General features: G+C 69.8%; 22 protein-coding genes. 8 read left to right on the forward strand and 14 right to left on the reverse strand.

Annotated elements, in window-relative coordinates; genetic code table 11:
- Positions 1-219: 219 nt before the first annotated feature.
- The 10 genes from BN159_RS29405 to BN159_RS29450 form a co-directional block, all read right to left on the reverse strand.
- On the reverse strand, positions 220-978 hold the full coding sequence (locus tag BN159_RS29405; protein ID WP_231905658.1) for an ArsR/SmtB family transcription factor: 759 nt from the start codon (positions 976-978) through the stop codon (positions 220-222).
- A 246-nt stretch (positions 979-1,224) separates the two neighbouring features.
- Positions 1,225-3,258: a dynamin family protein gene (locus BN159_RS29410; protein WP_041820001.1), complete on the reverse strand. Its 2,034-nt coding sequence runs from the start codon at positions 3,256-3,258 to the stop codon at positions 1,225-1,227.
- Positions 3,259-3,445: 187 nt separating this feature from the next.
- Positions 3,446-4,960: a pyridoxal phosphate-dependent aminotransferase gene (locus tag BN159_RS29415; protein WP_015660656.1), complete on the reverse strand. Its 1,515-nt coding sequence runs from the start codon at positions 4,958-4,960 to the stop codon at positions 3,446-3,448.
- Positions 4,961-5,086: 126 nt separating this feature from the next.
- On the reverse strand, positions 5,087-6,232 hold the full coding sequence (locus tag BN159_RS29420; RefSeq protein WP_015660657.1) for an aldose epimerase family protein: 1,146 nt from the start codon (positions 6,230-6,232) through the stop codon (positions 5,087-5,089).
- Between the two features lie 54 nt (positions 6,233-6,286).
- Positions 6,287-7,531, reverse strand: a complete 1,245-nt coding sequence (mmsB, locus tag BN159_RS29425) for a multiple monosaccharide ABC transporter permease (protein WP_015660658.1) — start codon at positions 7,529-7,531, stop codon at positions 6,287-6,289.
- A complete protein-coding gene (gene mmsA, locus BN159_RS29430) occupies positions 7,528-9,078 on the reverse strand; it encodes a multiple monosaccharide ABC transporter ATP-binding protein (protein WP_015660659.1) in 1,551 nt (516 codons plus the stop codon). Before mmsA ends, mmsB begins: the two co-directional genes overlap by 4 nt.
- A gap of 32 nt (positions 9,079-9,110) precedes the next feature.
- Positions 9,111-10,223, reverse strand: coding sequence for a multiple monosaccharide ABC transporter substrate-binding protein (chvE, locus tag BN159_RS29435; protein WP_015660660.1), 1,113 nt, complete (start codon positions 10,221-10,223; stop codon positions 9,111-9,113).
- 89 nt (positions 10,224-10,312) lie between these two features.
- Positions 10,313-11,281 (reverse strand): glycosyltransferase family protein, encoded by a 969-nt coding sequence (locus BN159_RS29440; protein ID WP_015660661.1) that lies wholly within the window; start codon positions 11,279-11,281, stop codon positions 10,313-10,315.
- A 112-nt stretch (positions 11,282-11,393) separates the two neighbouring features.
- Positions 11,394-12,398 carry a zinc-dependent alcohol dehydrogenase gene (locus tag BN159_RS29445; protein WP_015660662.1) on the reverse strand — a complete coding sequence of 335 codons (1,005 nt, stop codon included), beginning with the start codon at positions 12,396-12,398 and terminating at the stop codon, positions 11,394-11,396.
- Positions 12,395-13,555: a mandelate racemase/muconate lactonizing enzyme family protein gene (locus tag BN159_RS29450; RefSeq protein WP_015660663.1), complete on the reverse strand. Its 1,161-nt coding sequence runs from the start codon at positions 13,553-13,555 to the stop codon at positions 12,395-12,397. Before BN159_RS29450 ends, BN159_RS29445 begins: the two co-directional genes overlap by 4 nt.
- 288 nt (positions 13,556-13,843) lie before the next feature.
- Between BN159_RS29450 and BN159_RS29455 the strand changes: the two genes are divergently transcribed.
- Positions 13,844-14,644: an SCO2400 family protein gene (locus BN159_RS29455; RefSeq protein WP_015660664.1), complete on the forward strand. Its 801-nt coding sequence runs from the start codon at positions 13,844-13,846 to the stop codon at positions 14,642-14,644.
- 55 nt (positions 14,645-14,699) lie between these two features.
- Here the strand turns inward: BN159_RS29455 and BN159_RS29460 are convergent, their stop codons facing one another.
- A complete protein-coding gene (locus BN159_RS29460; RefSeq protein WP_015660665.1) occupies positions 14,700-15,113 on the reverse strand; it encodes a MarR family winged helix-turn-helix transcriptional regulator in 414 nt (137 codons plus the stop codon).
- 90 nt (positions 15,114-15,203) lie between these two features.
- Here BN159_RS29460 and BN159_RS29465 point away from each other — a divergent pair, with 90 nt between their 5' ends.
- The gene (locus tag BN159_RS29465) at positions 15,204-16,226 is read left to right on the forward strand and encodes an NADP-dependent oxidoreductase (RefSeq protein WP_015660666.1); all 1,023 of its coding nucleotides are present in this window, start codon (positions 15,204-15,206) and stop codon (positions 16,224-16,226) included.
- A gap of 96 nt (positions 16,227-16,322) precedes the next feature.
- A complete protein-coding gene (locus BN159_RS29470) occupies positions 16,323-16,742 on the forward strand; it encodes an organic hydroperoxide resistance protein (RefSeq protein WP_015660667.1) in 420 nt (139 codons plus the stop codon).
- Between the two features lie 57 nt (positions 16,743-16,799).
- On the opposite strand, the gene BN159_RS29475 is transcribed toward BN159_RS29470, so the two are convergent.
- Positions 16,800-17,954 carry an EstA family serine hydrolase gene (locus BN159_RS29475; protein WP_015660668.1) on the reverse strand — a complete coding sequence of 385 codons (1,155 nt, stop codon included), beginning with the start codon at positions 17,952-17,954 and terminating at the stop codon, positions 16,800-16,802.
- A gap of 243 nt (positions 17,955-18,197) precedes the next feature.
- On the opposite strand from BN159_RS29475, the gene BN159_RS29480 reads away from it, so the two are divergent.
- Together BN159_RS29480 and BN159_RS29485 are read left to right on the forward strand one after the other, a co-directional pair.
- Entirely contained in the window at positions 18,198-19,061 is an 864-nt protein-coding gene (locus BN159_RS29480) for a serine/threonine-protein kinase (protein WP_015660669.1), read from the forward strand.
- Positions 19,062-19,096: 35 nt separating this feature from the next.
- On the forward strand, positions 19,097-19,891 hold the full coding sequence (locus BN159_RS29485; protein WP_015660670.1) for an EI24 domain-containing protein: 795 nt from the start codon (positions 19,097-19,099) through the stop codon (positions 19,889-19,891).
- Here the strand turns inward: BN159_RS29485 and BN159_RS29490 are convergent.
- Both BN159_RS29490 and BN159_RS29495 read right to left on the reverse strand, forming a co-directional pair.
- Positions 19,881-21,119 (reverse strand): hypothetical protein, encoded by a 1,239-nt coding sequence (locus BN159_RS29490; protein ID WP_015660671.1) that lies wholly within the window; start codon positions 21,117-21,119, stop codon positions 19,881-19,883. The genes BN159_RS29485 and BN159_RS29490 overlap by 11 nt on opposite strands.
- A 40-nt stretch (positions 21,120-21,159) precedes the next feature.
- Complete coding sequence (locus BN159_RS29495) at positions 21,160-22,116, reverse strand: LysR family transcriptional regulator (RefSeq protein WP_015660672.1); 957 nt, start codon at positions 22,114-22,116, stop codon at positions 21,160-21,162.
- Between the two features lie 49 nt (positions 22,117-22,165).
- Between BN159_RS29495 and BN159_RS29500 the strand changes: the two genes are divergently transcribed.
- From BN159_RS29500 to BN159_RS29510, 3 genes are read left to right on the forward strand one after another with little or no spacing between them, the layout of a single operon-like run.
- Positions 22,166-22,972 carry an NAD(P)-dependent oxidoreductase gene (locus BN159_RS29500; protein ID WP_015660673.1) on the forward strand — a complete coding sequence of 269 codons (807 nt, stop codon included), beginning with the start codon at positions 22,166-22,168 and terminating at the stop codon, positions 22,970-22,972.
- Positions 22,969-23,376: a RidA family protein gene (locus BN159_RS29505; RefSeq protein ID WP_015660674.1), complete on the forward strand. Its 408-nt coding sequence runs from the start codon at positions 22,969-22,971 to the stop codon at positions 23,374-23,376. The genes BN159_RS29500 and BN159_RS29505 overlap by 4 nt, the downstream gene beginning before the upstream one ends.
- 31 nt (positions 23,377-23,407) lie before the next feature.
- Positions 23,408-25,855, forward strand: coding sequence for a beta-glucosidase (locus BN159_RS29510; RefSeq protein WP_015660675.1), 2,448 nt, complete (start codon positions 23,408-23,410; stop codon positions 25,853-25,855).
- Positions 25,856-25,895 lie beyond the last annotated feature (40 nt).

Consider the following 25,895-nt stretch of genomic DNA (forward strand, 5'->3'; position numbering starts at 1 on the left):
TGACCGGCAGGCGCTACCACCCGATGGCTGTCCCAGGGCATCGGCAGTGCCGACACCGCCGGGGCCGCACCCCCCACCACAGCCGCAGCGAGGAACAACACCACAGCGAATCGCTTGCCCATCCGTACTCCTCCGTCGGTTCTTCGGATCGCAGACGCCCATACTCTGTGATCCGCCCAACCGCGGCCAGGAGCTTCGACGCTGCTCAAAAGGGCCTGCTCAGGCGTGCCCGTTGTGCACGAGTCGGGAGCCGAGCGGGGTGGGTAGATGGTGGGCGTGCGGGCCTGCGCGGTGAGTCGTGATCAGTCCGGCGTCGCGCAGGACCGTGGTGTGGTGGGAGACGGTGGCCGCGGAGACCCCGGTGCGCCGGGCGAGGTCGGTGGTGGTGACGCCGTGTCCGATGGTGATCAGGCGCAGCGTCAGGGCGCGGCTGCGGCCGAGGAGGGCCTCCAGGGTGCCGGGTCGGGGCTCACCGACCCGGTCGGGCTCGGGAATCCAGACGGTGTCGTGCGGGACGGGGAACATCACGACGGGGGGCTGGGAGGTCAGGAGGAGGGCGGGCCTGCGGCCGCAGAAGAGGGACGGGATCAGACGTAGACCACGTCCTTCGAGGTGGACGTCCTCGTCGTAGTCGGGGGAGAACACCTCAAGCACGGGTGAGGACCAGCTGATGGTGGGGTGCAGGCGAGAGAGCATCGCGTCCAGTCCCTCGGCCAGCAGCGCGCGAGCCGCGGACGCTCGCGCGGCCTCGACCCTGGCGTGCAGATGCTCCTGCATCGGGGCGATCGCCACGCGATGCCAGTCGCGCACCGCCTGATCCACGGTCTCCAACGCCCGCGGGGAGCCGTCGGCGAGATCGCCCGCCCATGCCGGAAGCGTCCTGCCGGTGATGCGGGTGAACGCCTCCATGTCGCCGCGCAGGAAGGTCTTCGGTGTGTGCAGCAGCGCATCCAGGCCGGTGTCGAAGTCCGTGGACACCAGGGGCGTGAGGAAATCCGGACAGAATCCGTGCGGCGGTATGAGCGACTGCAAGAGGCGCGCGGACGGGAGCACCTGCCCACGCGCCCAGCCCTGCCACGGCCCCAACCCGACGCCCGGCCTGCGCTGTTGCAGGATCCTCAGGCTGATCACGGTCTCGTGCAGGAGATCCGGGCCATCCCCGAGAGACACCCGTAACAGGTCGTCACGTGTGAAGTGAATGCGGAAGGCCATGGTGTCCGCTGCTCAGGGTGTTCGGTTCCGGTCGAGCAGTTCCTGGATGTCGGTGCTGATGGCGCGGCCCCGTTCCTCGACGGGTGTCAGGCGGGCGACGATCTCGCGGCTGCCGGCCGTGTCCTCGGTGTTCATGCGCTGCACGATCTCCTCCAGCGTGGCGCGCAGCCGGGTCCGGTGCCGGTGGTGGTACTCTGCGGCCGCGTCGATGACGCGCCGGCCGTCGCCGCGCACCATCTCCTCGAAGCCGGCGCGAGCCTCCTTCGCCTGCTCGTCGATCATGTCCTTTCGCTCCTGACGGGCCTGCTGCACCTTGGACTCCCGTTCCCGGAGGAAGTCCGTGATCCTCGCGATGCCGATGGCGGCGATGACCGCCGCGCCCACGGGGACCGCGATCGTGGCGACGCTGAGGCTCGTCGCCAGCCAGACCGCTCCGCCCGCGATCGGGCTGGCCACACTGATCACGTTCGCCGCGTCCTGGACCACGCCGTACGCCCGCCAGGGGCTGTCCCCGTCGTTCGCCGCCTGGATGGAATCGAGGTCGAGGGGCTCGGGGCTCACCAGCCGGGATCCGGTGTCCTCGCCGAACTCGGAGCGAAGGAACTGTCGGGCACTGTCGTCGAGCGCAGCGCGTTCGCGCTCCCATCGCGTGCCGGGTCCGTCGGTGTCCGTCATCCACGCGTTGAAGAGATCCACATGACGGATGCCGATCTCGTTGACGTGTTCGTCGCTCAGGTTGCCGGCATCGATCAAGTCGTCAAGTCCTCGGTGCAGTTCGCGATCGAGGCCGCCGAACGGCCGCTGGGCCTCGCGGATCCTGCGCTCGAGTTCGTCGTCCAGCTCCGTCAGCATCCGTCGCAGGGACTCGTCCATGCCCTCCAGCTCTTCACGGAGGCTGTCCCGCTGGCCCTCCAGCTGGTCCACGGCCACCCGATGGGCGTCGAGCACGTCGGCGATGGTCCGCCGTCTGCGCCGTACGACCCAGCCCGCCTCGTCGCCGACCAGCTTCAGATGCTTGTGCCCGGCGCCGGACTCCAGCAGATCCTGGAGACGGTCGCGCAGTTGCCCCATCCGGGCCCGGCGGCGAAGGGAACTGCCGTCCCTGCCCTCGCCCTCCTCGAACTCGGCCTGCGCCTCCAGAGCCGCCGACACGGGCAGGAAGCCCTCCCCGAGGAAATCGCCGGAGCTGGGGTAACGGTCGTGCAGATACTGGTTGTTGGTCGCCAGTACGCCCTTCCAGGCGGCCTGGTTGCCCTCCTGGTGCTGGGCCCGGTCGATCCCGGAGAGGACCCACAGCACGCGCTTCCTGGCCGGTACGGCGTGGGCGTACAGGTCACGGATCAGGCGCAGTTCGTTGGAGGTGAGGGCCTCGGTGGCCTGGCTGACGTAGATGAAGCAGTCGGCCTCCTTCCAGGCCTCGTACATGATCTCGTCGCGCTCCTCGTCCTCGGACTCCGAGCCGGGCAGGTCGAAGAGCTTGATCGGCAGCCGGGCCTTGGAGATGAGCAGCTCGATCCGCTCGACCTGCTCGTTGACGTGCTCCGAGCGGCGGTCGGTCCTGATGCCGTCCGCCGCCACGTAGGCGGCCACTTCGGCGCGGTGCAGATCCGTGCCGATCTCCACCCAGTCGGCCCGCCCGCTGAACTTGACCCGCAGCAGTCCCCGCCCGTACGCGTCGACCGTGGGATCGTCCCCGACCGGGACGACGGTCGACGGACAGGCGGTGGTCGGGCTCGCCGACGATGGCAGGATTCCGCGGTACTCCTCCGAGGGCTCGCCGTCCTCGTCGACGAGCGGAAGGTATTCCAAGCCGCCCTGGAGGCCGCTGATGAGGAAGCTCTTGCCGGAGGACTGCCGTCCCAGCAGTGCCACCTTGAGCATGGTCGACAAGGTGCGGGTGCGCATGGCCGCCATGCGTTCGACGTCCGATTCCAGGTCACGGGTGTCGGGGAGCAGGTCCGACACCTCGCCGACCATCCGCAACCACTGTTCGCAACGGACCAGCAGATGCTTCAGCTCGTCCCGCGCTTCCTCCAACGGCATCATGCGTCCACATCTATCCCAGTGGGCCGACGCCCGCCCCGGGAACGGCTGATACGGCTCGGAATCCACACCTGTGGTTCAACTCGGCCTGCACAGCAGCGGCTTGTCCAGCTCCGCGCAGGGGCGGTGGCCGTGGTGGCGCAGTACGTCCTTGCCGACCTCGTCGGAGAGGTAGCGCAGGGGCGCAGACTCACCCCATCCCGGCCGCGTTGGGCCAAGCGCTGGCGTTGGGCCACCCCGTGGCGGGCGCCGGTGCCAACCCCGGTCCCGTCGTCCCCCGGACCTGTGCCGCCGTAAGCCCCCCTCGGGCCGGAACACCAGGCGGCGTAGGTCCAACGGCGGCCGCCGCAGGCACGGGTGCAGGCATGGGCGTCGGCATGGGCGCCGCAGGCATGGGTGTTGGAGTCGGCATAGGCATCGGCATCGGCGCAGGCGCAGCGACAGCAGCCGGCGCAGCCACGGGCGCAGCGACGGGCATGGCCATGGGAACACCCGCCCCATTCGTAGAACCGACCAACCGATCCACGGCCGCCGTACCCGAGCTGTAGCTGGTCCCTGTAGCCAGCTCGGGCACGGCGGCCGCTCCCCTCCTGGTCCCGTAGAGCACCTGTTCCAGGCCGGACACCAGGCGACGCACGTCCACCTGGGGGCGCACCACGAGCCTCAGGAAGCGGCTGGACGAACCGATCTTGTTGCCGCATTCACGGACCAGGATCCGGTGCTCGGTGAGCAGCCGGTCCCGCACGACCGTGCCTTCCGCGCCCACGGGCAGGCGTACGAAGAGGAAGTTCCCCTGGGACGGATACACCGTCAGCCCCGGCAGCGCGGCAAGCTGCTGGGCCATGTCGAGGCGGTCCCGCCGCACCTGGTGCAGGCTCTCCATGTACTCCGCCCCATGGTGCTTGAGCATGAACACCACGTGCTCGGCAAAGGCGTTGAGGTTCCACTTCGGGAGCATCGAGCGGACGCGCCCCGCGAGCGAGGGGTTGGCGACGAGGTAGCCGAACCGTATGCCGTGAAGGCCGAAGTTCTTGCCGAGGCTGCGCAGCACGATGACGTTGGGCCGCAGCATGGCCTCCTGCACCACCGACGGCTCCGCCTCCGCGTCGGCGAACTCCAGGAACGACTCGTCGATGACGACCAGGTCGAGATCGGCCATGGCGTCCATGAACTGCACGATGGCGTGCCGGTGCAGGAACCCGCCGTCGGGGTTGTTGGGGTTGCAGATCACCGCGGCACGCGTACCGCGGGCCCGGATGAACTCGGCGTACTGCGCGAGGTCGAGGGCGAAACCGCTGGACTCCTGGAGCGGGAACATGTCGACCCGCTTGCCGGTCTCCATGGGCTGGTCGGTCCAGCGGCCGAAGGTGGGGACGGGGACGGCGAGGGACTCGCGGACCAGCAGGTGGTCGATCCAGGTGATCAGCTCGGTCGAGCCGTTGCCCATCGCGACGGCCTGCGGGGGGAGTTGGAGGAGGTTGCACAGCTCGGCCGTGATGGTGTCGGCGCTGCTGGGGTAGTACGTCATGATCTCGCGCAACCGGCCCGCCATGTCGTCGAACATGGCGGGCGTGGGGAAGTACGGGTTGCAGGGGATGCAGAAGTCGATCGGCCCTACCCCGTCTCCGCCTTCGCGGGTCAGCGCGGCCATCGAAGGGCTGTGCGCCGCCGTGCTGCGGAACAGCGAGGTGACGTTCTCAGCCAAGGCAACCTCCGGGTCTGGGTGGCCCGTGCGGGGGAGCACGGGCCGCCCTTAGGTACGGATGCCTGTGGGGCGCTGTTCAACCCCTGTGAAATTGTTGGGAAGTTGTGAAGACGCTATGACTCAGGGTCACGCACTGAACGAGTGCACCGTCGTCGTCCGGTACGTCTGCCCAGGTCGCAGCGTTGTGGACGGGAACGACGGCTGGTTCGGCGAGTCCGGGAAGTGCTGCGTCTCCAGGCAGAGCGCGTCGCCCTGGCGGTAGATCGAACCGCCGCTGCCGACCAGGGTGCCGTCGAGGAAGTTACCCGAGTAGAACTGGAGCCCCGGCTCGGTCGTGGCGATCTTCAGGGTGCGGCCGGAGGAGGGGTCGCGCAGGGTCGCCACCCACTGCGGACGGGACGTGCTGCCCTTGTCCAGGACCCAGTTGTGGTCGATGCCCTTGCCGTACAGCAGTTGCTGGTGGGCGACGCGGATGTCCTCGCCGACGGTCTTGGTGCGGCGGAAGTCGAAGGGAGTGCCGGCCACCTTGGCCAGCTCGCCCGTGGGGATCAGCCCCGAGTCGACCGGTGTGTAGCGGGAGGCGGCGATCGACAGCTCGTGGTCGTAGATCGTGCCGCTGGACTCGCCGGCCAGGTTCCAGTAGACGTGGCTGGTGAGGTTGACGACGGTGGCCTTGTCGGTGGTGGCCTCGTAGTCGATGCGCCAGTCGCCGGAGCGGGTCAGGGTGTAGGTGACCTTCGTGCGCAGCGTGCCGGGGTAGCCCATCTCGCCGTCGACGGAGGTGTAGTAGAGGTACAGGCCGACGTCGGAGCCCTTGGTGAACGGCTCGATGTCCCAGACGACCTTGTCGAAGCCCTTGGACCCGCCGTGCAGGCTGTTCTCGCCGTCGTTGACGGAGAGCTGGTAGTCCTTGCCGTCCAGGGTGAACTTGCCCTTGCCGATGCGGTTGCCGAACCGGCCGATCAGGGCGCCGAAGTAGGGGCTGGAGGCGACGTAGTCCTCGATGTTGTCGAAGCCCAGCGAGACGTTCGTGTAGCGGCCGCGCCGGTCGGGGATCTCCAGGGACTGGACGATGCCGCCGTAGGAGAGGACCTTCAGCCGGGTGCCGCCGTTCTCCAGCGACCAGCTGTAGATCTTGGTGCCGTCGGCGAGCTTGCCGAAGAGCGACTTCACCGGCCTGTGGCCCCCTGTGGCATGTGCGGTGCCGCTCATGGCGGCGGTGACACCGGCGGCTGCCGCCCCGGCGATGAGCGTGCGTCTGTTCAGTTCCATGCAGCGGCTCCTGCAAAAGGAGGGGCCCCGCTCGCTGAGCGGGGCCCGGTGACTTTACGAACCGACCTTGCGCTTGTTCCACACGTCGAACCCGACCGCCGCCAGCAGCACCAGGCCCTTGATGACCTGCTGCCAGTCCGTGCCGATGCCGACGAGGTTCATACCGTTGTTCAGCACGCCCAGGACCAGACCGCCGATGATGGCGCCGAGCACCGTGCCGACACCACCGCTCATCGACGCGCCGCCGATGAACGAGGCGGCGATGGCCTCCAGTTCGAAGTTGAGGCCGGCCTTGGGCGAGGCCGCGTTGAAGCGGGCGGCGAAGACCAGACCCGCCAGGGCCGCGAGCATGCCCATGTTCAGGAAGACCAGGAAGGTGACCTTCTTGTCCTTCACACCCGACAGCTTGGCCGCCGGGAGGTTGCCGCCGATGGCGTAGATGTGGCGGCCGATGATCGCGTTGCGCATCACGTAGCCGAAGCCGACCAGCAGCACCCCGAGGATCAGCAGGACGTACGGGGCGCCCTTGTAGCTGGCGAGCAGCATCGTCAGGGTGAGGATGGCGGCGCCGAGCGCGACCAGCTTGAGCAGGAAGAGGTTGAGCGGCGGGACGTCCAGCGAGAACTCCTGCTGGCGGCGCCGGTCCCGGAACTCCTGGAAGACCACGAACGCGATCAGCCCGAGCCCGAGCAACAGGGTGAGGTTGTGGTAGTTGGTCTCCGGGCCGACCTCGGGCATGAAGCCGTTGGAGACCTTCTGGAGGCCCTCCGGGAACGGGCCGAGGGTCTGGCCCTCCAGGAAGATCTCGGTCAGACCGCGGAAGATCAGCATGCCCGCGAGGGTGACGATGAACGAGGGTATGCCGCCGTAGGCGATGAAGAACCCTTGTGCCGCGCCCGCGACCGCGCCCATGGCGAGGCACAGGATGACGGCGACCGGCCATGGCAGATCGTTCTTGACCATGAACACCGCGGCCATGGACCCGATGAACGCCGTCAACGAGCCGACCGAGAGGTCGATATGGCCCGCGATGATGACGAGCATCATGCCGATCGCGAGGATCAGGATGTAGCTGTTCTGGAGCACCAGGTTGGAGACGTTGCGCGGCAGCAGCAGGTCGCCGTCGGTCCACACGGCGAACAGCACCACGATCAGGCCGAGCGCGATCAGCATGCCGTACTGCCGCATATTGCGGCGCATGCCGTCCAGCACCAGCTGGAGCAGGCCGTCACCCGCGGCCCCTGCGCTCTTGCCCGGCGGCGCGGGGGCCGGGCTCTTGGCGGTCACATCAGTGCTCATCGGGTTACCTCTTTGTCCTTGGTCATCTGACGCATCAGCGATTCCTGCGAGGCCTCGGCCCGCGAGAACTCGCCGGTCAGCCGCCCGGCGGCCATCGTGTAGATGCGGTCACACATGCCGAGCAGCTCCGGCAGCTCGGAGGAGATGAAGACGACCGCCTTGCCCTGGGCGGCCAACTGGTCGATGACCGTGTAGATCTCGTACTTGGCGCCGACGTCGATACCGCGTGTCGGCTCGTCCAGGATCAGCACATCGGGACCCGCGAAGATCCACTTGCTGAGGACGACCTTCTGCTGGTTGCCGCCGGAGAGCTTGCCCACCGGTTCGAAGACGGTGGGCGCCTTGATGTTCATGGACTTGCGGAACTCTTCGGCGACCTGCCGCTCCTGGTGCTCGTCGACCACGCCCCGCTTGGAGACCTTGCCCAGCGCGCTGAGCGAGATGTTGCGGTTGATGGTGTCGAGGAGGTTCAGGCCGTAGTGCTTGCGGTCCTCGGTGACGTAGGCGATGCCGTGGCGGACCGCCTCGGGGACGGTCTTGGTGCGGATCTCCTTGCCGTCCTTGAGGACCGTGCCGCCCGCGTGCCGGCCGTAGGTCCGCCCGAAGACGCTCATCGCGAGTTCGGTGCGGCCCGCGCCCATCAGGCCCGCGATGCCGACGATCTCGCCGCGGCGCACCTCGATCGACACATCGTCGACGACCTTGCGCTGCTGGTCGATCGGATGGTGCACGGTCCAGTTGCGGACCTCCAGGGCCGGGGCCGCGCCCTCCTCGGGCTGGTGCGGGGTGCGGTCCGGGAAGCGGTGCTCCAGGTCGCGGCCGACCATCCCGCTGATGATCCGGTCCTCGGTGGTCTCCTCGGCCTTCACATCGAGGGTCTCGATGGTCCGGCCGTCGCGCAGGATCGTCACCGAGTCCGCGACCTTGCGGATCTCGTTGAGCTTGTGGCTGATGATGATCGAGGTGATGCCCTGCTTCTTCAACTCCAGGATCAGATCCAGGAGTTTGCCGCTGTCCTCGTCGTTCAGGGCCGCGGTCGGCTCATCCAGGATGAGCAGCTTCACCTTCTTCGACAGCGCCTTCGCGATCTCCACCAGCTGCTGCTTGCCCACGCCGATGTCGGCGACGCGGGTGTCGGGGTGGTCGCTCAGACCCACCCGGCGCAGCAGCTCGGTGGCGTGCCGCAGGGTCTCGGTCCAGCTGATGATCCCGCGGGTGGCGTGCTCGTTGCCGAGGAAGATGTTCTCCGCGATGGACAGGTAGGGGATCAGCGCCAGTTCCTGGTGGATGATCACGATGCCGTGCTGCTCACTGGCCCTGATGTCCTTGAAGGAGCAGACCTCCCCCTCGAAGAGGATCTCGCCCTCGTACGTGCCGTGCGGGTGGACGCCGGAGAGGACCTTCATCAAGGTCGACTTGCCGGCGCCGTTCTCCCCGCAGATGGCATGGACCTCGCCCTGGCGGACGGTCAGAGTGACGTCCGACAGCGCCTTGACGCCGGGAAAGGTCTTGACGATCGAGCGCATTTCCAGGACGGGTCCCGCCATGGTCGTGCCTTCCAATCAGTGGGAGCCGTCGGTTACTTGAGGTCGCCTTCCTTGATGTAGCCGGAATCGACCACGAGCTTCTGGTAGTTGGTCTTGTCCACGCTCACCGGCTCCAGCAGGTAGGCCGGGACGACCTTGGACCCGTTGTCGTAGGTCTTCTCGTCGTTGACCTCGGGCTTCTTGTCGTTGAGCACCGCGTCGACCATGTTCGAGGCGACCTTGGCGAGTTCGCGGGTGTCCTTGTAGACGGTCATCGACTGCTCGTCGGCGATGATCGACTTCACCGAGGCGACCTCGGCGTCCTGGCCGGTGACGATCGGCAGCGGCTTGGACTTGGAGCCGTAGTCGTCCGACTTCAGCGCCGACAGGATGCCGATGGAGATGCCGTCGTACGGCGAGAGCACCGCGTCGACCCGCTCGGACTTGTACGCCGAGGTGAGGATGTCGTCCATGCGCTTCTGGGCGGTGCCGCCGTCCCAGCGCAGGGTGGTGACCTGGGTGAGTTCGGTCTGGCCGGAGCCGACGACGAGCTGCTTCTTGTCGATGTAGGGCTGAAGGACGTTCATCGCGCCCTGGAAGAAGTAGCGGGTGTTGTTGTCGTCGTTGGAGCCGGCGAACAGCTCGATGTTGAACGGGCCCTTCTTGGAGCCGTCCTTCAGGCCGAGCTTCTCGACGATGTACGTGGCCTGGAGCTCGCCGACCTTCTCGTTGTCGAAGGAGGCGTAGTAGTCGACGTTCTCCGTGCCGAGGATCAGGCGGTCGTAGGAGATCACCGGGATGTCGGCTTCCTTGGCCTGCTGAAGCACGTTGTTCATCGACTTGTTGTCGATGGCGGCGACGATCAGCGCCTTGACGCCCTGCGTGATCAGGTTCTCGATCTGGCCGACCTGCTGGTCGGGGTCGTCCTCGCCGTAGACCAGCTTGGTCTTGTAGCCCTTGGACTCCAGGTCCGCCTTGACGTTGTTGCCGTCGGCGATCCAGCGCTCGGAGGACTTGGTCGGCATCGCGATGCCGATGGTGGCGCCTTCGGTGCTCCCCTTGCCCTCCTCGCTGCCGCCCTCGCTGTCCTGGCCGCAGGCGGTCAGGGTGAGGGCCAGGGAGGCGGCGGTGGCTATCGCGGCGAGAGCGGCTCTGCGGTTGCGCATGGTCATCTTCCTTGATGTCTCAGCACGGCTGGGTGTGTGGGATTCTGTTTGGCTGCGTCGCCTTGTGTGAAGAGGTGACGCCGAAACCTTTATGAATATGTTTCGAAACGTCGGAGTTCGCCGGGTAGCCGCGAACCCAGTGGAGCCATGTCCCCGTCGGCCCCGTGTCGGGCGAGCAGGTCCAGGGCGAGCCGGCCGCGGCGCACGCGCTCCTTGGCGGTGGCCAGCGTGAGCTCCCGCATGTGGTGGCCGTAGGGGTAGATCCCGGGGGCCTTGGACAGACCGAACTTGAGATACAGCGGAGCGCCGCGCCGGATCAGCTCGGCGACCTCGTACATCCGGATGTAGCCGCCGAGGTCGTCGGGGGCCTCGATGTACATGTCCATGGGGGTGGCCGAGGCCCGCCGGATCTCGGTGAGATGGTCGAGCGTGAGATCGCTGGGCACATTGATCGAGTCGGCGCCGAGCCGCTCGTAGACCGCGTACGCGGCCGGGTTGACCGGGCCTATCAGCGCGCTCACCTTGAGCGTGGTGTCGGCCGGGACGATCCCGGCGGCGCGGGCCCGGTGCAGGGTCCACAGCACGCCCTCGTCGGCCACCAGCAGGCACTTCACACCCAGCTCGGTGGCGCGTACGGCGTCCTCGACGCAGCCGGCGACCGCGTCGTGGCCGCGGGCGCGCAGTCCCGCGCCCCGGGAGTCGGTGCGGGTGGAGCCGCCGATGTCCCAGGTGCCGCGGGGGCCGGTGAACAGGCAGAGCTCGATGTCGCGCTCGGCGGTGGCCTCGACCATCTCGGTGATCTCCGAGTCGGTCAGCATCCACACGCCGCTGCCCTGGCTGATCCGGTGGATCGGCACATCGAGGCGCGAGGCTTCCTTCAGGACAACGGCCAGCGCTTCGGGACCCTCGCACGAGGGGATCTCGGTGCGCCAGCGGCCGCCGCCCGGGAAGGTGTGGGGCGAGGCGTCGGTGGGGGAGAGATCGGGCGCGCCCAGGCCGAGCGCGGCGAGCGCCTGCTCGCCGGGTCGACGGGCTGCCGGGGCGGAAGCGTCGGTCACTAGCTGTCCTTCTTGTTCGGTATTTCGGACGAAGTTCGCGGCTTTGGGTGTGGGAGGTTCTTGGAGTACGCCGGTACGGGAACCGTCAGGTTGCCCCCGTACCGGCGTACGGCTAGGGGCGGAGCAGGACCTTGCCCACCTTCGGATCGCCGGACCCGACCAACTCGATCGCCTGCGGAAACTCCTCCAGCGGCAACTCGTGCGAGACCAGCGGCAGCGGATCGAGCAGCCCGGCCCCGAACACCCGCACCGTGTGCGCCCAGGCATCCGGCGGCGCCCCGAACACGGTGTGCACCTCCAGCTGCCGTACGACGAGCTCGGTCGGGTCCAGGCCCTGCGCGCCCGGCGCCGGGATCCCGGTGAGGACCAGACGCCCGCCACGCCTGAGCAGCGCGGCGGAGACCCGCGCGGCATCGGCGGACCCGGCGGTCTCGATGACGACGTCGAAGTCGTCCGGGAGCTCCTGGTCCTTGGTGCGGAAGTCCGTGGCGCCGTACTGCCGCGAGAGCGCCTCACGGTCGCGCCGGGTGCCCACCACGAGCAGCTCGGCCGGCGAGCCCGCCTTCAGGAACTGCACGGCGAACATGCCGAGCGTCCCGGTGCCGACCACCGCGACCCGCTCGCCCGGCAGCGCGTTCGCCTTGATCGCCGCGGCGGCGATACAGGCGGCGGGCTCCAGGAGGGCGGCGGCGGTCAGGTCGCAGTCGTCCGGCAGAACGTGCAGCAGCCGCGCCGGCAGCGTCAGCGTGCCCGCCATCGCACCGGGCTGGGTGAACCCGGTCTCCTCGTACCCGGCGCCGCACAGCGTGGTCTCGCCGGCGTGGCACCGGTCGCAGACCTGGCAGTTCCGGAAGCCCTCCCCGACGACCTTGCGCCCGACGAGGGAGGCGGGGACTCCGGCGCCGACTTCAGCGACCGTCCCGGACCACTCATGACCCGGCGTGAGCGGGTAACGGACGTACCCCTCGGGCCGGTTGCCCTGATACACCTCGCGGTCGCTGCCGCAGATGCCGACCGCGTGGACGCGGACCAGCGCCTCTCCGGGACCGGGCTCACGGGGCGTGTGCTCGGTGAGCCGGTATGCGCCGGGCGCCTCGATGACGACGGCGGTACTCATTCCGCACTGCCCTTCGGCTTGCGCTGCTCCCAGCCCTCGGCCCACAGATCGAACCGGGCCTGCTGCTGGGGGAACTCGGCGGCGGCGTCGGCGTCGAACTCGACCCCGAGGCCGGGGGCGTCGGAGAGGTGGAAGTACCCGTCCACCACCTGCGGGGCGCCCTTGACGACCTTCTTGATGTCCGCGTCCGCGAAGTCGTTGAAGTGCTCGAGGATCTTGAAGTTGGGGGAGGTGAAGCCGACCTGGAGCGAGGCGGCGGTGAGGACCGAGCCACCGACGTTGTGCGGAGCGACCAGGACGTAGTGGGTCTCGGCGGTGGCGGCCAGCTTCCGCGTCTCCCAGATGCCGCCGATGTGGCCGACGTCGGGCTGGATGATGTCGACGGCCTGGCTCTCGAACAGCTCCCGGAACTCGATCCGGTCGTGGATCCGCTCACCGGTGGCGACCGGCATGTCGACCTTGGCGGCGACCTTCTCCAGCGCCTTGAGGTTCTCCGGCGGCACCGGCTCCTCCAGCCAGGCGGGCTTGAAGGGCGCCAGTTCCTTGGCGAGCCGGACGGCGGTGGCGGGGGAGAAGCGGCCGTGCATCTCCAGCATCAGCTCGGCGTCCGGCCCGATGGCGTCGCGCACGGCCTCGATGAGGGAGACGGCGTAAAGCGTCTGCTGGTGGTCCAGCTCGAAGTGCCCGGTCCCGAAGGGGTCGATCTTGAGTGCCTTGTACCCGCGCTCCATCACGCCCTGGGCGGCCTTGTGGTACGCCTCCGGAGTCCGCTCCGTGGTGTACCAGCCGTTGGCGTAGGCCTTGACCTTGTCGGTGACCTTGCCGCCGAGGAGCTGCCAGACCGGCACCCCGAGCGCCTTGCCCTTGATGTCCCAGCAGGCCATCTCGATGACGGCGATACCGGACATCACGATCTCACCCGCGCGGCCGAAGTCGCCGTACTTCATCCGGCGTACGAGGTCTTCCGTGGCGAACGGGTCGGAACCGAGAATGTGGTTGGCCTCGGCCTCCCGCAGATAGCCGATCAGCGCGTCGGTGTGGCCCAGCATCCGGGTCTCGCCGACTCCCGTGATCCCCTCGTCGGTGTGCACCTGCACGTAGGTCAGGTTGCGCCAGGGCGTTCCGACCACGTGTGTGCTGATTCCGGTGATGCGCACGGCAGTTGTCCCTTGCTGCGTCGTCGGCTCATGGTGTGTGTTCGAAATTTCGTCACACGTTCGAAATGCTGACGTGACAGTAGGGAGGCGGCGGTAGGAGTGTCAATGGGGCGAACGCATAACGGTTTCGATACCGCTTTCGACACGGCTTTCGGTGGGGCGGGGTGTGGCATCACAGACGGAACGGGCGTATACCTCAACCGGCACGCCGGAAGGGGTAGTTCCGCACACAACTTTCACAGGCTGCCCTAGGAACGTGATCTGCGCGGAACTTAGTCTTCCCGCGTCATGGACTACTGCCACCCGTGCCGACGGCACCTGAATGGCGCCCTCGCCTGCCCGGGCTGCGGCGCGCCGGTCGAACAACTCCGCGCATACGCGAGCGAAGAGGCATCGCGTACGGACCCGTACGACACGTACGACGAGCCCGAGCGCGTACCGGAGCCGGTCGCGGTGGGCGCGACCACGGAAGCGGCGAGACCGGAGGGCAGGGCGGCGGCACGCCGGGCGGCCAGGGGTCGTCGAGGGCGCGTGGAGCAGGCGTACGAACCCGAGGGCGGCGAGGACGGGTACGAGGACGAGGCGTCCGAGGGCACCGGCACCAGCCGCCGGGACCGCAAGGCGGCGGCCCACCGCCGTCGCCGTCGCCGCACGGTGCTCATAGCGGCGGGCTTCATACTCGCCGCCGGCGGTCTGAGCCTCGCCGAACTGGGCCTGGACGCTCCCGGCTCCACCCCCAACCCGGCCGCGGCGGGCGATGCCTCGCCGGACGGCGGCGCGGAGTCGGAGGCGGGGGAATCGGCGGAGCCGACCAGCGGCACGCCGGACACCCCGGCATCGGCGTCCCCGAGCACATCGGCATCCCCCTCACCGTCGAAGTCCGAGAAGGGCAAGGAGTCGGAGAAGCCGGAGGACGAGCCGACGAAGGACGCGCAGTCGGCGACGGGCGGCGCGGCGCCGGTGACTCCGGAGGCTCCGGAGCCGACCGAGGCGGACCCGAAGCCGACTCCGACGGCAGAGCCGACGAAGCAGGAGCCGGAGCCGGAACCGTCGGAAACGTGCACTCGTTTCCTCTGGTGGTGCAGCTAGCCCGGTTCTTCAGGGGCGCGGGGAACTGCGCGATCAGCCCCCACCCGCCCGCAGCTCAAGACTCGAGCATCCGCCGCAGCAGATCCCGCAGAGCCACCCGCTCATCCTCGGACAATCCGGAGAGCGGTTCCCGAGCGAACCCCAACGACTCACGCAGACTACGAGCCACCTCCCGCCCTGAATTCGTCGCGGCCGCAACCTTCACGCGCCGATCCGCAGGATCAGCCCGCCGCTCCACGAGCCCCCGCGACTCCAGCCGATCAACAATCCCGGTCACATTGGACGGCTCACACTTCAACCGCTGAGCCAGCTTCCGCATGGGCAGAGGCTCCAAAGTCAGCAACCCCAACAACCGGGCCTGCGCTCCGGTCAACGCATGCTCAGCGGCAGCGTCCTCGTACTCCTCGTGGTACCTCGCCACGACCGACCCGATCAGGTCGACGACCTCCAAGGTCAGTTCATCAGCCATGGGATCCAGCGTAACCCTTTACTTGACATCCTGAAATATTTAGGCGCATGGTTGTTTCAGGTACTGAAATATTCAGGAAGGTCACCAGTCATGTCCGAGACCCCCGCGCTCCCCGCCGTCAGCCGTGAGTGGCACCTGCTCAGCCGCCCGGTGGGCTGGCCGAAGCCCGAGGACTTCGCGCTCGTCGAGGCGGAGATCCGGCAGCCCGGCCCGGACGAGGTGCTGGTCCGGAACATGTACCTCTCGGTCGACCCGTACATGCGCGGCCGGATGAGTGCCGCCAAGTCCTACGTCGCCCCCTTCGAGCTCGGCAAGGTCATGCAGGGTGGCGCGGTCGGCGAGGTCATCGCATCCGGCATCGAAGGCATAGCCCCCGGCGACCACGTGCTGCACTTCGGCGGCTGGCGCGAGTACGCCACCGTCGGCGCGGCCCAGACCGTGAAGGTCGACGCGAACGCGGCGCCCCTGTCGACGTACCTCGGCGTCCTCGGCATGACCGGCCTCACCGCCTACGCGGGCCTGCTGCGCACCGCGTCCTTCAAGGAGGGCGACTCCGTCTTCGTCTCCGGCGCCGCGGGTGCCGTGGGCAGCCAGGTCGGCCAGATCGCCAAGCTCAAGGGCGCCTCGCGGGTCATCGGCTCGGCCGGGTCCGACGAGAAGGTCAAGCTGCTCGTGGAGGAGTACGGCTTCGACGCGGCCTTCAACTACAAGAACGGCAGCGTCAGTGAGCAGCTGCGGGAGGCCGCCCCGGACGGCGTCGACGTCTACTTCGACAACGTCGGCGGTGACCACCTGGAGGCCGCGATCGGGCTGCTCAACCAGGGCGGCCGGATCGCCGTCTGCGGAATGATCTCGGTCTACAACAGCACCGAGCCCGTGCCCGGCCCGCGCAACCTCGCCCGGCTGATCCAGACCCGAGGCCGGATCGAGGGCCTCCTGGTGGGCGACCACTACGACCTCCAGCCGCAGTTCGTCCAGGAGGTCGGCCCCTGGGTCGGCTCGGGCGCGCTGAAGTACCGCGAGACGGTCGTCGAGGGCATCGAGAACAACCTGGAGGCGTTCCTCGGGGTGCTGCGCGGCGACAACACCGGGAAGATGATCGTCAAGCTGTAGCCCTGTGCTGGATTTCCGACATGCGGTAACTTCTTTCCGAAACCGTCGTCGATCGTGGGCGCGAGTCGCGGCGGACCGAAGAGGAGAAGACACCGCATGTCCATCCAGCAGACGGACGTCCTGTACACCGCCGTCGCCACCGCCGAGAACGGTCGTGACGGCCGGGTCGCCACCGACGACGGGCGACTCGACGTCGTGGTGAACCCGCCCAAGGAGATGGGCGGCAGCGGCACCGGCACCAACCCGGAGCAACTGTTCGCCGCCGGTTACAGCGCCTGCTTCCAGGGCGCACTCGGCGTGGTCGCCCGCCAGGAGAAGGCCGACATCACGGGCTCGACGGTCACCGCGAAGGTCGGCATCGGCAAGAACGCCGAGGGCTTCGGCCTGATCGTGGAGATCTCGGCGAGCATCCCGAACGTGGACGCGGAGACGGCCCAGAGCCTCCTGAAGAAGGCCCACGAGGTGTGCCCGTACTCGAAGGCGACGCGGGGCAACATCACCGTGACGCTGATCTGACCAAGCTCGTTGCCACGGCGAAGGCCGCACCCCTGGACGTAGGGTGCGGCCTTTGTTTTACGCGCTCGCCAGCGCGGCCTGATGTACCGCCCTGACCAGCCGCACGTTCTCCGGTGCCGCCCCGCCAGGGAATGCGCACCGGCGCCTCGTGTAGCCGTAGGCCAGGCCGCTGCGGGGGTCGGCGAAGCCCTGGGAGCCGCCTGCGCCGCTGTGGCCGAAGGCACCCGCGCCGAGGAACGGGTACCAGACTTCCGCAGTGGCCTGGAAGCCCACGCCGAAGGCCTTGTGGGTGCGGGCGACCAGGTCGTAGCCGATGGAGTGGATCTGACCCACCTCGGCAACCGTGTCCGGCTTCAGCAGCGGAGGCCGCCCGTCCACCTCGCTGATCGCCGCCGCGTACATTCCGGCGAGTCCGCGAGCAGCGGCCACCCCGCCCGCCGAGGCCGGTCCCTTGGCGCGCACGGTACGGGAGTTGGCGTGGTCCACCAGCTCACCCGGCTCCGGCACATGGGTGTTGAAGGCGATCGAGGAGAGCGTGTGCGGACCGGTCAGCGCCGCGTCGAGCACCGCCTGCTGCTTCGGCGTCGGCGCCATCGGCTGGACCGAGCGGAAGCGGGGCTCCTGGGCCTCGGGCAGGCCCAGGAAGAAGTCCAGCCCGTAGGGCGCGCGGACCCGGTCCTCGTAGATCTCCCGGAGCGTACGGCCCGTCGCCCTGCGCACGACCTCGCCGCTCAGCGCCCCGATGACCAGGGCGTGATAGCCGAAAGCGGTGCCGGGGCGCCAGAACGGCCGCTGGTCGGCCAGCCGTTCGGCGATCACCCGGTCGTCGGCCAGTTCGTCCGCGGTGAACCCGGCGTCCAGGCCCACCAGGCCGGCACGGTGCGCGAGCAGATCGCGCAGGGTCAGCGCCCCCTTGCCCTCGGCGCCGAACTCCGGCCAGTAGTAGGTGACCTTGCGGTCCAGTTCGAGCGTGCCGTCCTGCACGAGGAGAGCGGCCACCAGATGGGCGGCCCCCTTGGTCGAGGAGAACACGCCGTACAGCGACTCCCCGTCGGCGCCGTCCCCGGTCCACAGGTCGACGACCCTGCGGCCGTGTACGTAGGCGCACAACTGACCCTCGTAGTCGGGTCGTTCCTCCGCGACGAACGCGGCGAACTCCGCACGCACCGCCTCGAATCCGTCCGCGACGGTGCCGTGGATCTCCAGCGTCATCGGCTCTCCTCGTCCTCAACTAACCGCAGTGCGCGTGTGCCATGGTGAACAATGCCCTTCCCAGCTGGGCGAATTCCCCCTTGGGGTGATCCCGGAACAGCTTCCTGAGATCGGTACGGCGAGGTGTACCTGTTCGACTCAACTACAACACGACGGAGTTGGTGTCGCCGATGCCCCGGATGGCCTACGGGGCGGTCCGGACGGGCATCCTGAGTGCGACGGTGCCCGAGCCGAGGAGAGCCCATGGCGACGATCCCGCCGCTGCCCAGCAGGGACGACGTACTGCGCATGGCACGCAACACCACCGACATGACCGGCCAACTGCTGGACACGGCCGGGAACATCACCAGGATCGCCCTCAACACCTTCGACCCCAGGGACGGCTCGGGCGCGGAGATGCTGCGCGTACTGCGCCGGACCACCGCCGAACTCGCCGAGGCCAGCGCCTCGCCGCAGGCCCAGGAGGCCTTCCACCGCATCGTCGACACCCTCACCCGCCTCGGCACGACCGGTGCGCCGCTCGCCGTCCACCCGGTGAGCGAGCCCGCCCAGGCGCTCCTCGCCGCCCTCGGCGACAGCCTGCTGCCGGTGCTGGACGCGGTGGAGCCCGCGGTCGAGGAGTTCGCGGCCGCCCTGGGGGAACTGGTGGAGGCCGCCTCGCCGCTGCTCCCGGCGGGCGCGGGGCTGGCCGCGGGCGTGCTGCTGGCGCTGACCCCGGTGCTGCGCTCGGCGGCCGAGGTGCTGCGCGACGGCACCCCCGAACTGCGCCGTATCGCCGACGCGTTGACCTCCGCCGTGGCCCCGCTGATCCCGCTCCAGGTGTCCCTCGCCGAGCGCGCGGCCACCGCGGGCGCGGGCGTCGTACGCGCCGCCCTGCCGCCACTGGCCGACCTCACGGAAGCGGCGGCGGCCACCGGCAAGGCGGCCCGGCCGGTCCTCGTCGCCGGGGAGGAGCTGCTGGTGTCGGGCCTGGAACAGCTCCAGCCGCTGCTGCTGTCCGGCGCGGGATGGGCGGGGCGGGTGGTCCGGGCGGCGGCGGTGCGGGTCTCGGCGGCGGTGTCTCCCTCGGCGGAGCCAGGGGTGGTCGTCGCGGTGGCAGCGGGGTGAGCCGACCCCTTCGGGCCGACCGATAGAGTTCGGCCATGCGCGATCTTGGGGTGGGTTTCCGCTATCTCCTGAAGGGGCAGCGGTGGGTGGCCCGGCACGGCAAGCAGTACGGGTTCGGACTGATCCCCGGGCTGATCACTCTCGTCCTCTACGTGGCGGCGCTCGTCGGCCTCGTGGCGTGGGGCGGCGATCTGGTGTCCTGGTCCACGCCGTTCGCCGACGACTGGTCGAGCCCTTGGCTCGGTCTCTTCCGCGGCTTCCTGACCGTTCTGCTCTTCGCCCTCGCCCTCCTCCTCACCACCGTCACCTTCACCGCCGTCACGCTGCTGATCGGCCAGCCCTTCTACGAGAACCTCTCCGAGAAGGTCGACCGGGACGTCTCCCCGGACGGCACCGCCCCCGAGTCGGGGCTGCCGCTCTGGCGCGAGCTGTGGATCTCGGCCCGCGACAGCCTCCGCATCGTCCTGCGCGCCGCCTGCTGGGGCGTGCTGCTCTTCGCGCTGGGCTTCGTCCCGGTCGTCGGGCAGACCGTCGTTCCGGTGATCGGCTTCATGGTCACCGGGTTCTTCCTCACCGAGGAGCTGACCGCCGTCGCCATGCAGCGCCGGGGCGTCGAAGTCCGCGACCGGCTGCGCCTCCTGCGCTCCCGCCGGACCCTGGTGTGGGGCTTCGGCACGCCCCTCGGCGTGGCCTTCGTGGTGCCGTTCGTGGCGATCTTCCTGATGCCGGGCGCGGTGGCGGGCGCCACCCTCATGGCCCGTGACCTCCTCGGTGAGGAGATCCGGGAGGACGAGAACGGCGACGCCGAGAGCGCGGACGTCAGCGCGTGAGCGGCGCCTCCATCGCCGCCGTCAGGATGCTGCGCACCTGGGCGATGATGTCCAGCCGGTTGCGCACGAACTCCGGATCGGTCACCTCGGAGGTGTTGCCGGGCCCGAACTGGAGCACGGGCGTGTGCACATGCCCGGCCGGCAGCGAGTCGTGCAGCCCTAGCCGGTCCCGGAGCAGCGTCGCGCGGTAGGCGACCTCGTTGGAGAGGTAGTTGCCGCCGCCCCCGGCCCGCGCGGTCGAACCTGCGGTCGGCCCGTCCGGCCGCACCACGGGCTCGGTGCCTCCGGCGGGGATCTCGGTCACGCTCGTGTTGTCGTAGACGGGGAACCGGCCCGTCGTCGCGGCCACGATGTCCTCGTACGGCAGGGTCGTGGTCGTCCACTGGGGCTGCGAGGCCGGGTCGGTGACCGGGACGGTCTCCGTGCGGCCGATGTTGTCGTTGTCCGGGAAGCCGCCCCGCCAGGCCCCGTTGGTCCGCTCGATGTCGAACCGCCCGACCCGGCCCTGGCTCACGGTGGTGAGCAGATCGACGCCCTTGAGGTACGGCCGCAGCGTCCGCTCCACGGTGCCCTCCGCGAAGTCCGCCCAGCGCACCGGGAACACCACCGTCTCGATCCGTGCCGGGCCCTCGGCGGTCTCGATCACCGTGCCGTCGAGGGCGAGCGCGGTCGCCCCGGAGGGATTGGAGATGCGGATGTCCCGGTCCAGGGTGAACGGGTCGAACCCGGTGAGCAGGATCCGCTTCAGGCCCTTGCCGTGTGACCAGCGGATCGCGGTCTGCCCGCGAGAGGTCCGCTCCAACTGCCCGATCAGCGCCGCCCGCTGGTCCCCCGAGAGCCCGAACTCCGGCTCCCAGGACCGCACCTCCCGGGTCATCCCCAGCCGCGCCCAGTACAGCGGCCGGTCGTCGTCCCGGCTCAGTTCCCCGCCGTCCGGCCCTCGCCCCTGCGCCCGCTCCACGGCCCGCCGCCACAGCGCGCCGCCCTCGCGTACGACGACGGCGCGGGCCTGCGCGTAGGACCGGGCGCCGCGCAGCGCCTCGGCGAACTCCGGTGCCACGGCGTCGAATCCGGACCGCCGCAGGATCTCCTGGGGCACCGACAGGTCGAGCCGCCGCTCCTCGACCGTGGGCTGCTCGGCGGAGGCGGCGGTCGCGGCCGTGGGGGACGTCAGGCTCGTGGCCAGCGCCAGTCCCAGGGCGAGGATCCCAACACGTATGAGATTCAAGGGGGTTGCGTTCCTTCCGGTGTGGTGGAGGAGCGTGGTGTCAGTCCGCTTCCCCGCTTACGGGTGCCGGAACCCCCTGTGCCGCCTCCCGCAGCGCCGCCAGGAACGCCTCGCCTGCCGGAGTGAGCGAGCGTCCGCGTGCCGTCGCCGCGTACACCGCCCGCGCGGGCGCCTCCTCGTCCAGTACCGGAAGGAGCGCGATGTCCGGGCGCACGGACGCCGCGGCCAGCGCCGGGACCAGGGTCACCCCGAGGCCGGCGGCGACGTACCCCTGCTTGGCGGTCCACTCGCCGACGACATGCGCCACGCGGGGCCGGAACCCCTGGCGCAGGGCGGCGTCCAGCAAGGTGCCCTCGGGGCGCGGGCTGCCGGAGATCCAGTCGGCGTCGGCGAGTTGGGCGAGCCGCACCGAGTCCGCTCCCGCCAGCTCGTGGTCCGCCGGGACCGCCACGTACAGCGACTCGTCGAGGAGGTGGTGGAGTTCGTACGCCTCCAGCGGGGCGCCGCCGGTCGTGGAGACCACCGCCAGATCGAGGTGGCCCGCGGTGAGCCGGTCCAGCAGGGTGGGGGTGAAGCCCTCCTCGCGGGAGACGCGGACGCGTGGGTGGCGGGCTCGGAAGGTGGCCAGCGCCTGCGGCACCAGCGCTGCGTCGGCGGTGGCGAAGGCGCCGAACCGCAGCCGTCCCCCGGCCGCCTCGCGCAGCTCCGCCAGCTCCCGCCCGGCCCCGCGCAGCGCCTCGGCCACGGACTCGGCGTACGGCACGAGGATCCGTCCGGCCTCGGTCAGCCGTACGCCCCTGGGCAGCCGGTCGAAGAGCGGGGCGCCGCCGAGGGCGCCCTCCAGCGAGGAGATCTGGCGGGACACCGCGGACTGGGTCCAGCCGAGGGTGCGGGCGGCGACGGTGAAGGAGCCGTGCCGGGCGACCTCCAGGAAGGCGCGGAGCCAGACGGTGGAGAGGTCGGGATCGCTGGGATGCGTATTCGGCATGGCTGCCATGCTAGACATTCGCTTGTCGCATCAATGGCGGGGGCCTAGCTTCGACTGCATGCAGAAGATCGCCTTTCTGGGTCTTGGGCACATGGGTGCCCCGATGGCCCTTCGACTCCTCGCCGCCGGGCATCCGTTGGCCGTCTGGAACCGCACGGCGGCGAAGGCCGCGCCGCTCGCCGCCGAGGGCGCGGCGGTCGTCGGCACACCGGCCGACGCGGTGCGGGACGCCGACGTCGTGATCACGATGCTCTCCGGTCCGGACGCCCTCGCCGAGGTCGCCGACGCGGCCGTGCCCGCCCTGCCGCACGGCATCCACTGGATCGACATGTCGACCGTCGGCCCGGAGGCGGTACGGGACCTCGCCGCCCGGCTCGGCGGCACCGCGCACCTCGTCGACGCGCCCGTCATGGGCAGCACCGACAAGGCGGCCGCCGGTGAACTGGGGATCCTCGCCGGCGGTGAGGTGAGCGGCGTCGAGAAGGTCCTCGCCCACCTGGGCACCGTCACCCGCACCGGGCCGCTCGGCAGCGGCGCCGCGCTCAAGCTCGTCGTGAACTCCGCCGTCCTCGGCGCGGTCGCGCTGGTCGCCGAGTCCCTGCGGCTCGCCGACGCGCTCGGCCTCGACGACACCGTCGCCCGCGGCGCCCTCGCGTCCGGCCCGATCGGCGGCGCGGTCGCCCGTGCGTTTGCCGAGGGCGTGCACTTCGGCACGGGACTCGCGGCGAAGGACCTCGCCCTGGCCACCGCGACAGCCCAACTGCCCGCGCTGGAAGCCGTACTGACCCACTTCCGCACCGCAGACGTCCCCGACGCGGACATCTCCGCAGCCGTCACCCGCATCCGTACCAGGAGCACCGTATGAAGATCACCCTCGACAACCCCGCCACCGCCCCCCAGCCCTACAGCCCCGCCTACTCCCAGGTCGCCAGGGTCGAACACGCCGACGGCGGCGTGCTGTTGTTCGTGTCCGGCCAGATCGCGGAGGGGGAGACGCTGGAGGAGCAGAGCCGAGGGATCTTCACGATCCTCGAAGCCCTCCTCGCCGCGCACGGCGCGACCCTCGCCGACATCATCAACATCCGCACCTACCTGACGGACATCTCCCAGCTCGACGTATACGGGGCCGTACGCCGCGAGTTGATCACCGGCACCCCACCCACCAGCATGACCTTCGAGGTCCCGAAGCTGTTCCGCCCCGAGGCGATGATCGAGATCGAGGTCGTCGCGGCGGTCGCAGTGGCTCGCAGTCGGGCGGGGCAGGATTGAGAGGACCCTGGACCTCAACGAGGAGGCACCGATGGCGGGAACCCCCGCACCCCAGCCCAGCGCAGCTGACCAGGCACGCGAGGCGGCCGTCGAAACAGCCCTGGCTCGGCTCGACCTCGATGCGAAGGCGCGGCTGCTCTCCGGGCAGGACATGTGGACGCTGCCCGCCCTGCCCGAGATCGGGCTGGCCTCCCTCGTCATGTCCGACGGGCCGATCGGCGTCCGGGGTGTGCGCTGGACCGCCGACGACTCCTCCGTCGCCCTGCCCTCCCCGACCGCGCTGGCCGCCACCTGGGACCCCGAACTCGCCCGCCGCGCAGGCGTTCTGCTCGCCCAGGAGGCCCGCCGCAAGGGCGTCCACGTCCTGCTCGCGCCCACTGTCAACCTGCATCGCTCCCCGCTCGGCGGGCGGCACTTCGAGGCCTACAGCGAGGACCCGTACCTCACCGGGCTGATCGGCGCGGGCTATGTGAACGGCGTCCAGTCCGGCGGCATCGGCACCACCGTCAAGCACTTCGTCGCCAACGACGCCGAGACCGACCGCTTCACCGTGAACAACATCGTTAGCGAACGCGCCCTGCGCGAGCTGTACTTGGCGCCCTTCGAGGCCATCGTCGAGAACGCCCACCCCTGGGGCATCATGACCGCCTACAACACGGTCAACGGCACGACGATGACCGAGCACCGCTACCTCGTGAACGAGATCCTGCGCGGCGAATGGGGCTTCGACGGCTTCAACGTCTCCGACTGGATGGCCGCCCGCTCCACCACCCGCGCCATCAAGGGCGGCCTCGACGCCGCCATGCCGGGACCCGGCACGGTCTACGGCGCACCCCTCGCGGCGGCCGTACGCGCGGGCGAGGTCGCCGAGGCCACGGTCGACGACGCCGTACGCAACGTGCTGCGGCTGGCCGCCCGCGTCGGCGCCCTGGACGGGGCCGAACCGGCGGTGACCGAGCCGCCCGCCGAGGTCGACGGCGAGGCCCTCGCCCGGGAGATCGCCCACCGCTCCTTCGTCCTGGTCCGCAATGAGGGAGCGCTCCCGCTCAAGCCCGGCACGGTCGCGCTGATCGGCGCCGCCGCCCGCGACGCCCGCGTCCTCGGAGGCGGCTCCGCCATCGTCTTCCCGGCCCGGATCGTCTCCCCGCTCGACGGCCTCACCGCCGCCCTCCCCGAGGGCAGCCTGACCTACGCCGTCGGCGCCGACCCCAACACCGAACTCGCCGTGGCCGACAAGGGATTCACGCTGCGCGCCGTCTGTCGTGATGCGGAAGGCAAGGTGATCGGCACCTCGAACGCCCCCAACGGGCAGATCCAGTGGATGGGTTCGGACCTCCCCGACGGCGTCACCCACGACACCCTGCACACCGTCGAACTGACCGGCACCTTCACCCCGCGCGAGACCGGCCCGCACACCCTCGGCATCAAGGGCCGGGGCCCCTTCGTCCTCACCGTCGACGGAACGACGTACTACGACGGGATCCAGGGCAGCGACGCCGCCTCCGACCCCTTCGCCACCTTCTTCGGCGACCCCGAGCCGCGTGCCGTGGCCGAACTGACCGCGGGCCGGACGGTCGAGATCTCCCTCACCCACACCGTGAGCATCCCCGCGGACGCCACCGTCAAGGGCGTCGGCTTCACCCTCGTCGGCCAGGAGCCCCGGCGCGACGCCGACGAACTCATCGCCGAGGCCGTCGAGGCCGCCCGTGCCGCCGACACCGCGGTGGTCGTGGTCGCCACCACCGACCTCGTGGAGTCGGAGGGCTTCGACCGCACCGACCTGTTCCTCCCCGGCCGCCAGGACGACCTGGTCCGCGCCGTCGCCGCCGCCAACCCCAACACCGTCGTGGTCGTCAACTCCGGCTCCCCGGTGGAACTGCCCTGGCGCCACGAGGTCGCCGCGGTCCTGCTGAGCTGGTTCCCCGGCCAGGAAGGCGGCGCGGCCCTCGCCGACGTGCTAACCGGCGCCCAGGAGCCCGGCGGCCGGCTGCCCACCACCTGGGGCTCCCTGACCGACGCGCCGGTCACCCAGGTCGTCCCCACCGACGGCGAACTGCCGTACAGCGAGGGCGTCTACATCGGCTACCGCGCCTGGGAGAAGCGCGGCCGCACCCCCGCGTACCCCTTCGGCCACGGCCTCGGCTACACCGGGTGGGCCTACCAGTCCCTGGAACTCGACGGTACGACCGCGAAGGTCCGCGTCCGCAACACCGGCGACCGGAGGGGGCGCGAGGCCGTGCAGCTGTATCTGGCCCCGGTCGAGCCCGACGCCGAGCGACCGGCACGCGTACTGGCCGGCTTCGCACAAGTGGAGGCGGGACCGGGGGAGACGGCCGAGGCCGTGGTGGAGCTCCCGCGCCGGGCCTTTGAAATCTGGGACGAGAAGACCAGCTCATGGTCATTTGTGAAGGGTTCGTACGAGATCCAGGCCGGTCGCTCGATCGCGGACCGCAGGCTCACCGCGACGATTAACGTCTGATCCGGGACACCGTCCCCATGGACAGCCCCGGTCCGGGACC

Origin of the sequence: Streptomyces davaonensis JCM 4913 (assembly GCF_000349325.1) — a bacterium.
GTDB classification, from domain to species: Bacteria; Actinomycetota; Actinomycetes; order Streptomycetales; family Streptomycetaceae; genus Streptomyces; species Streptomyces davaonensis.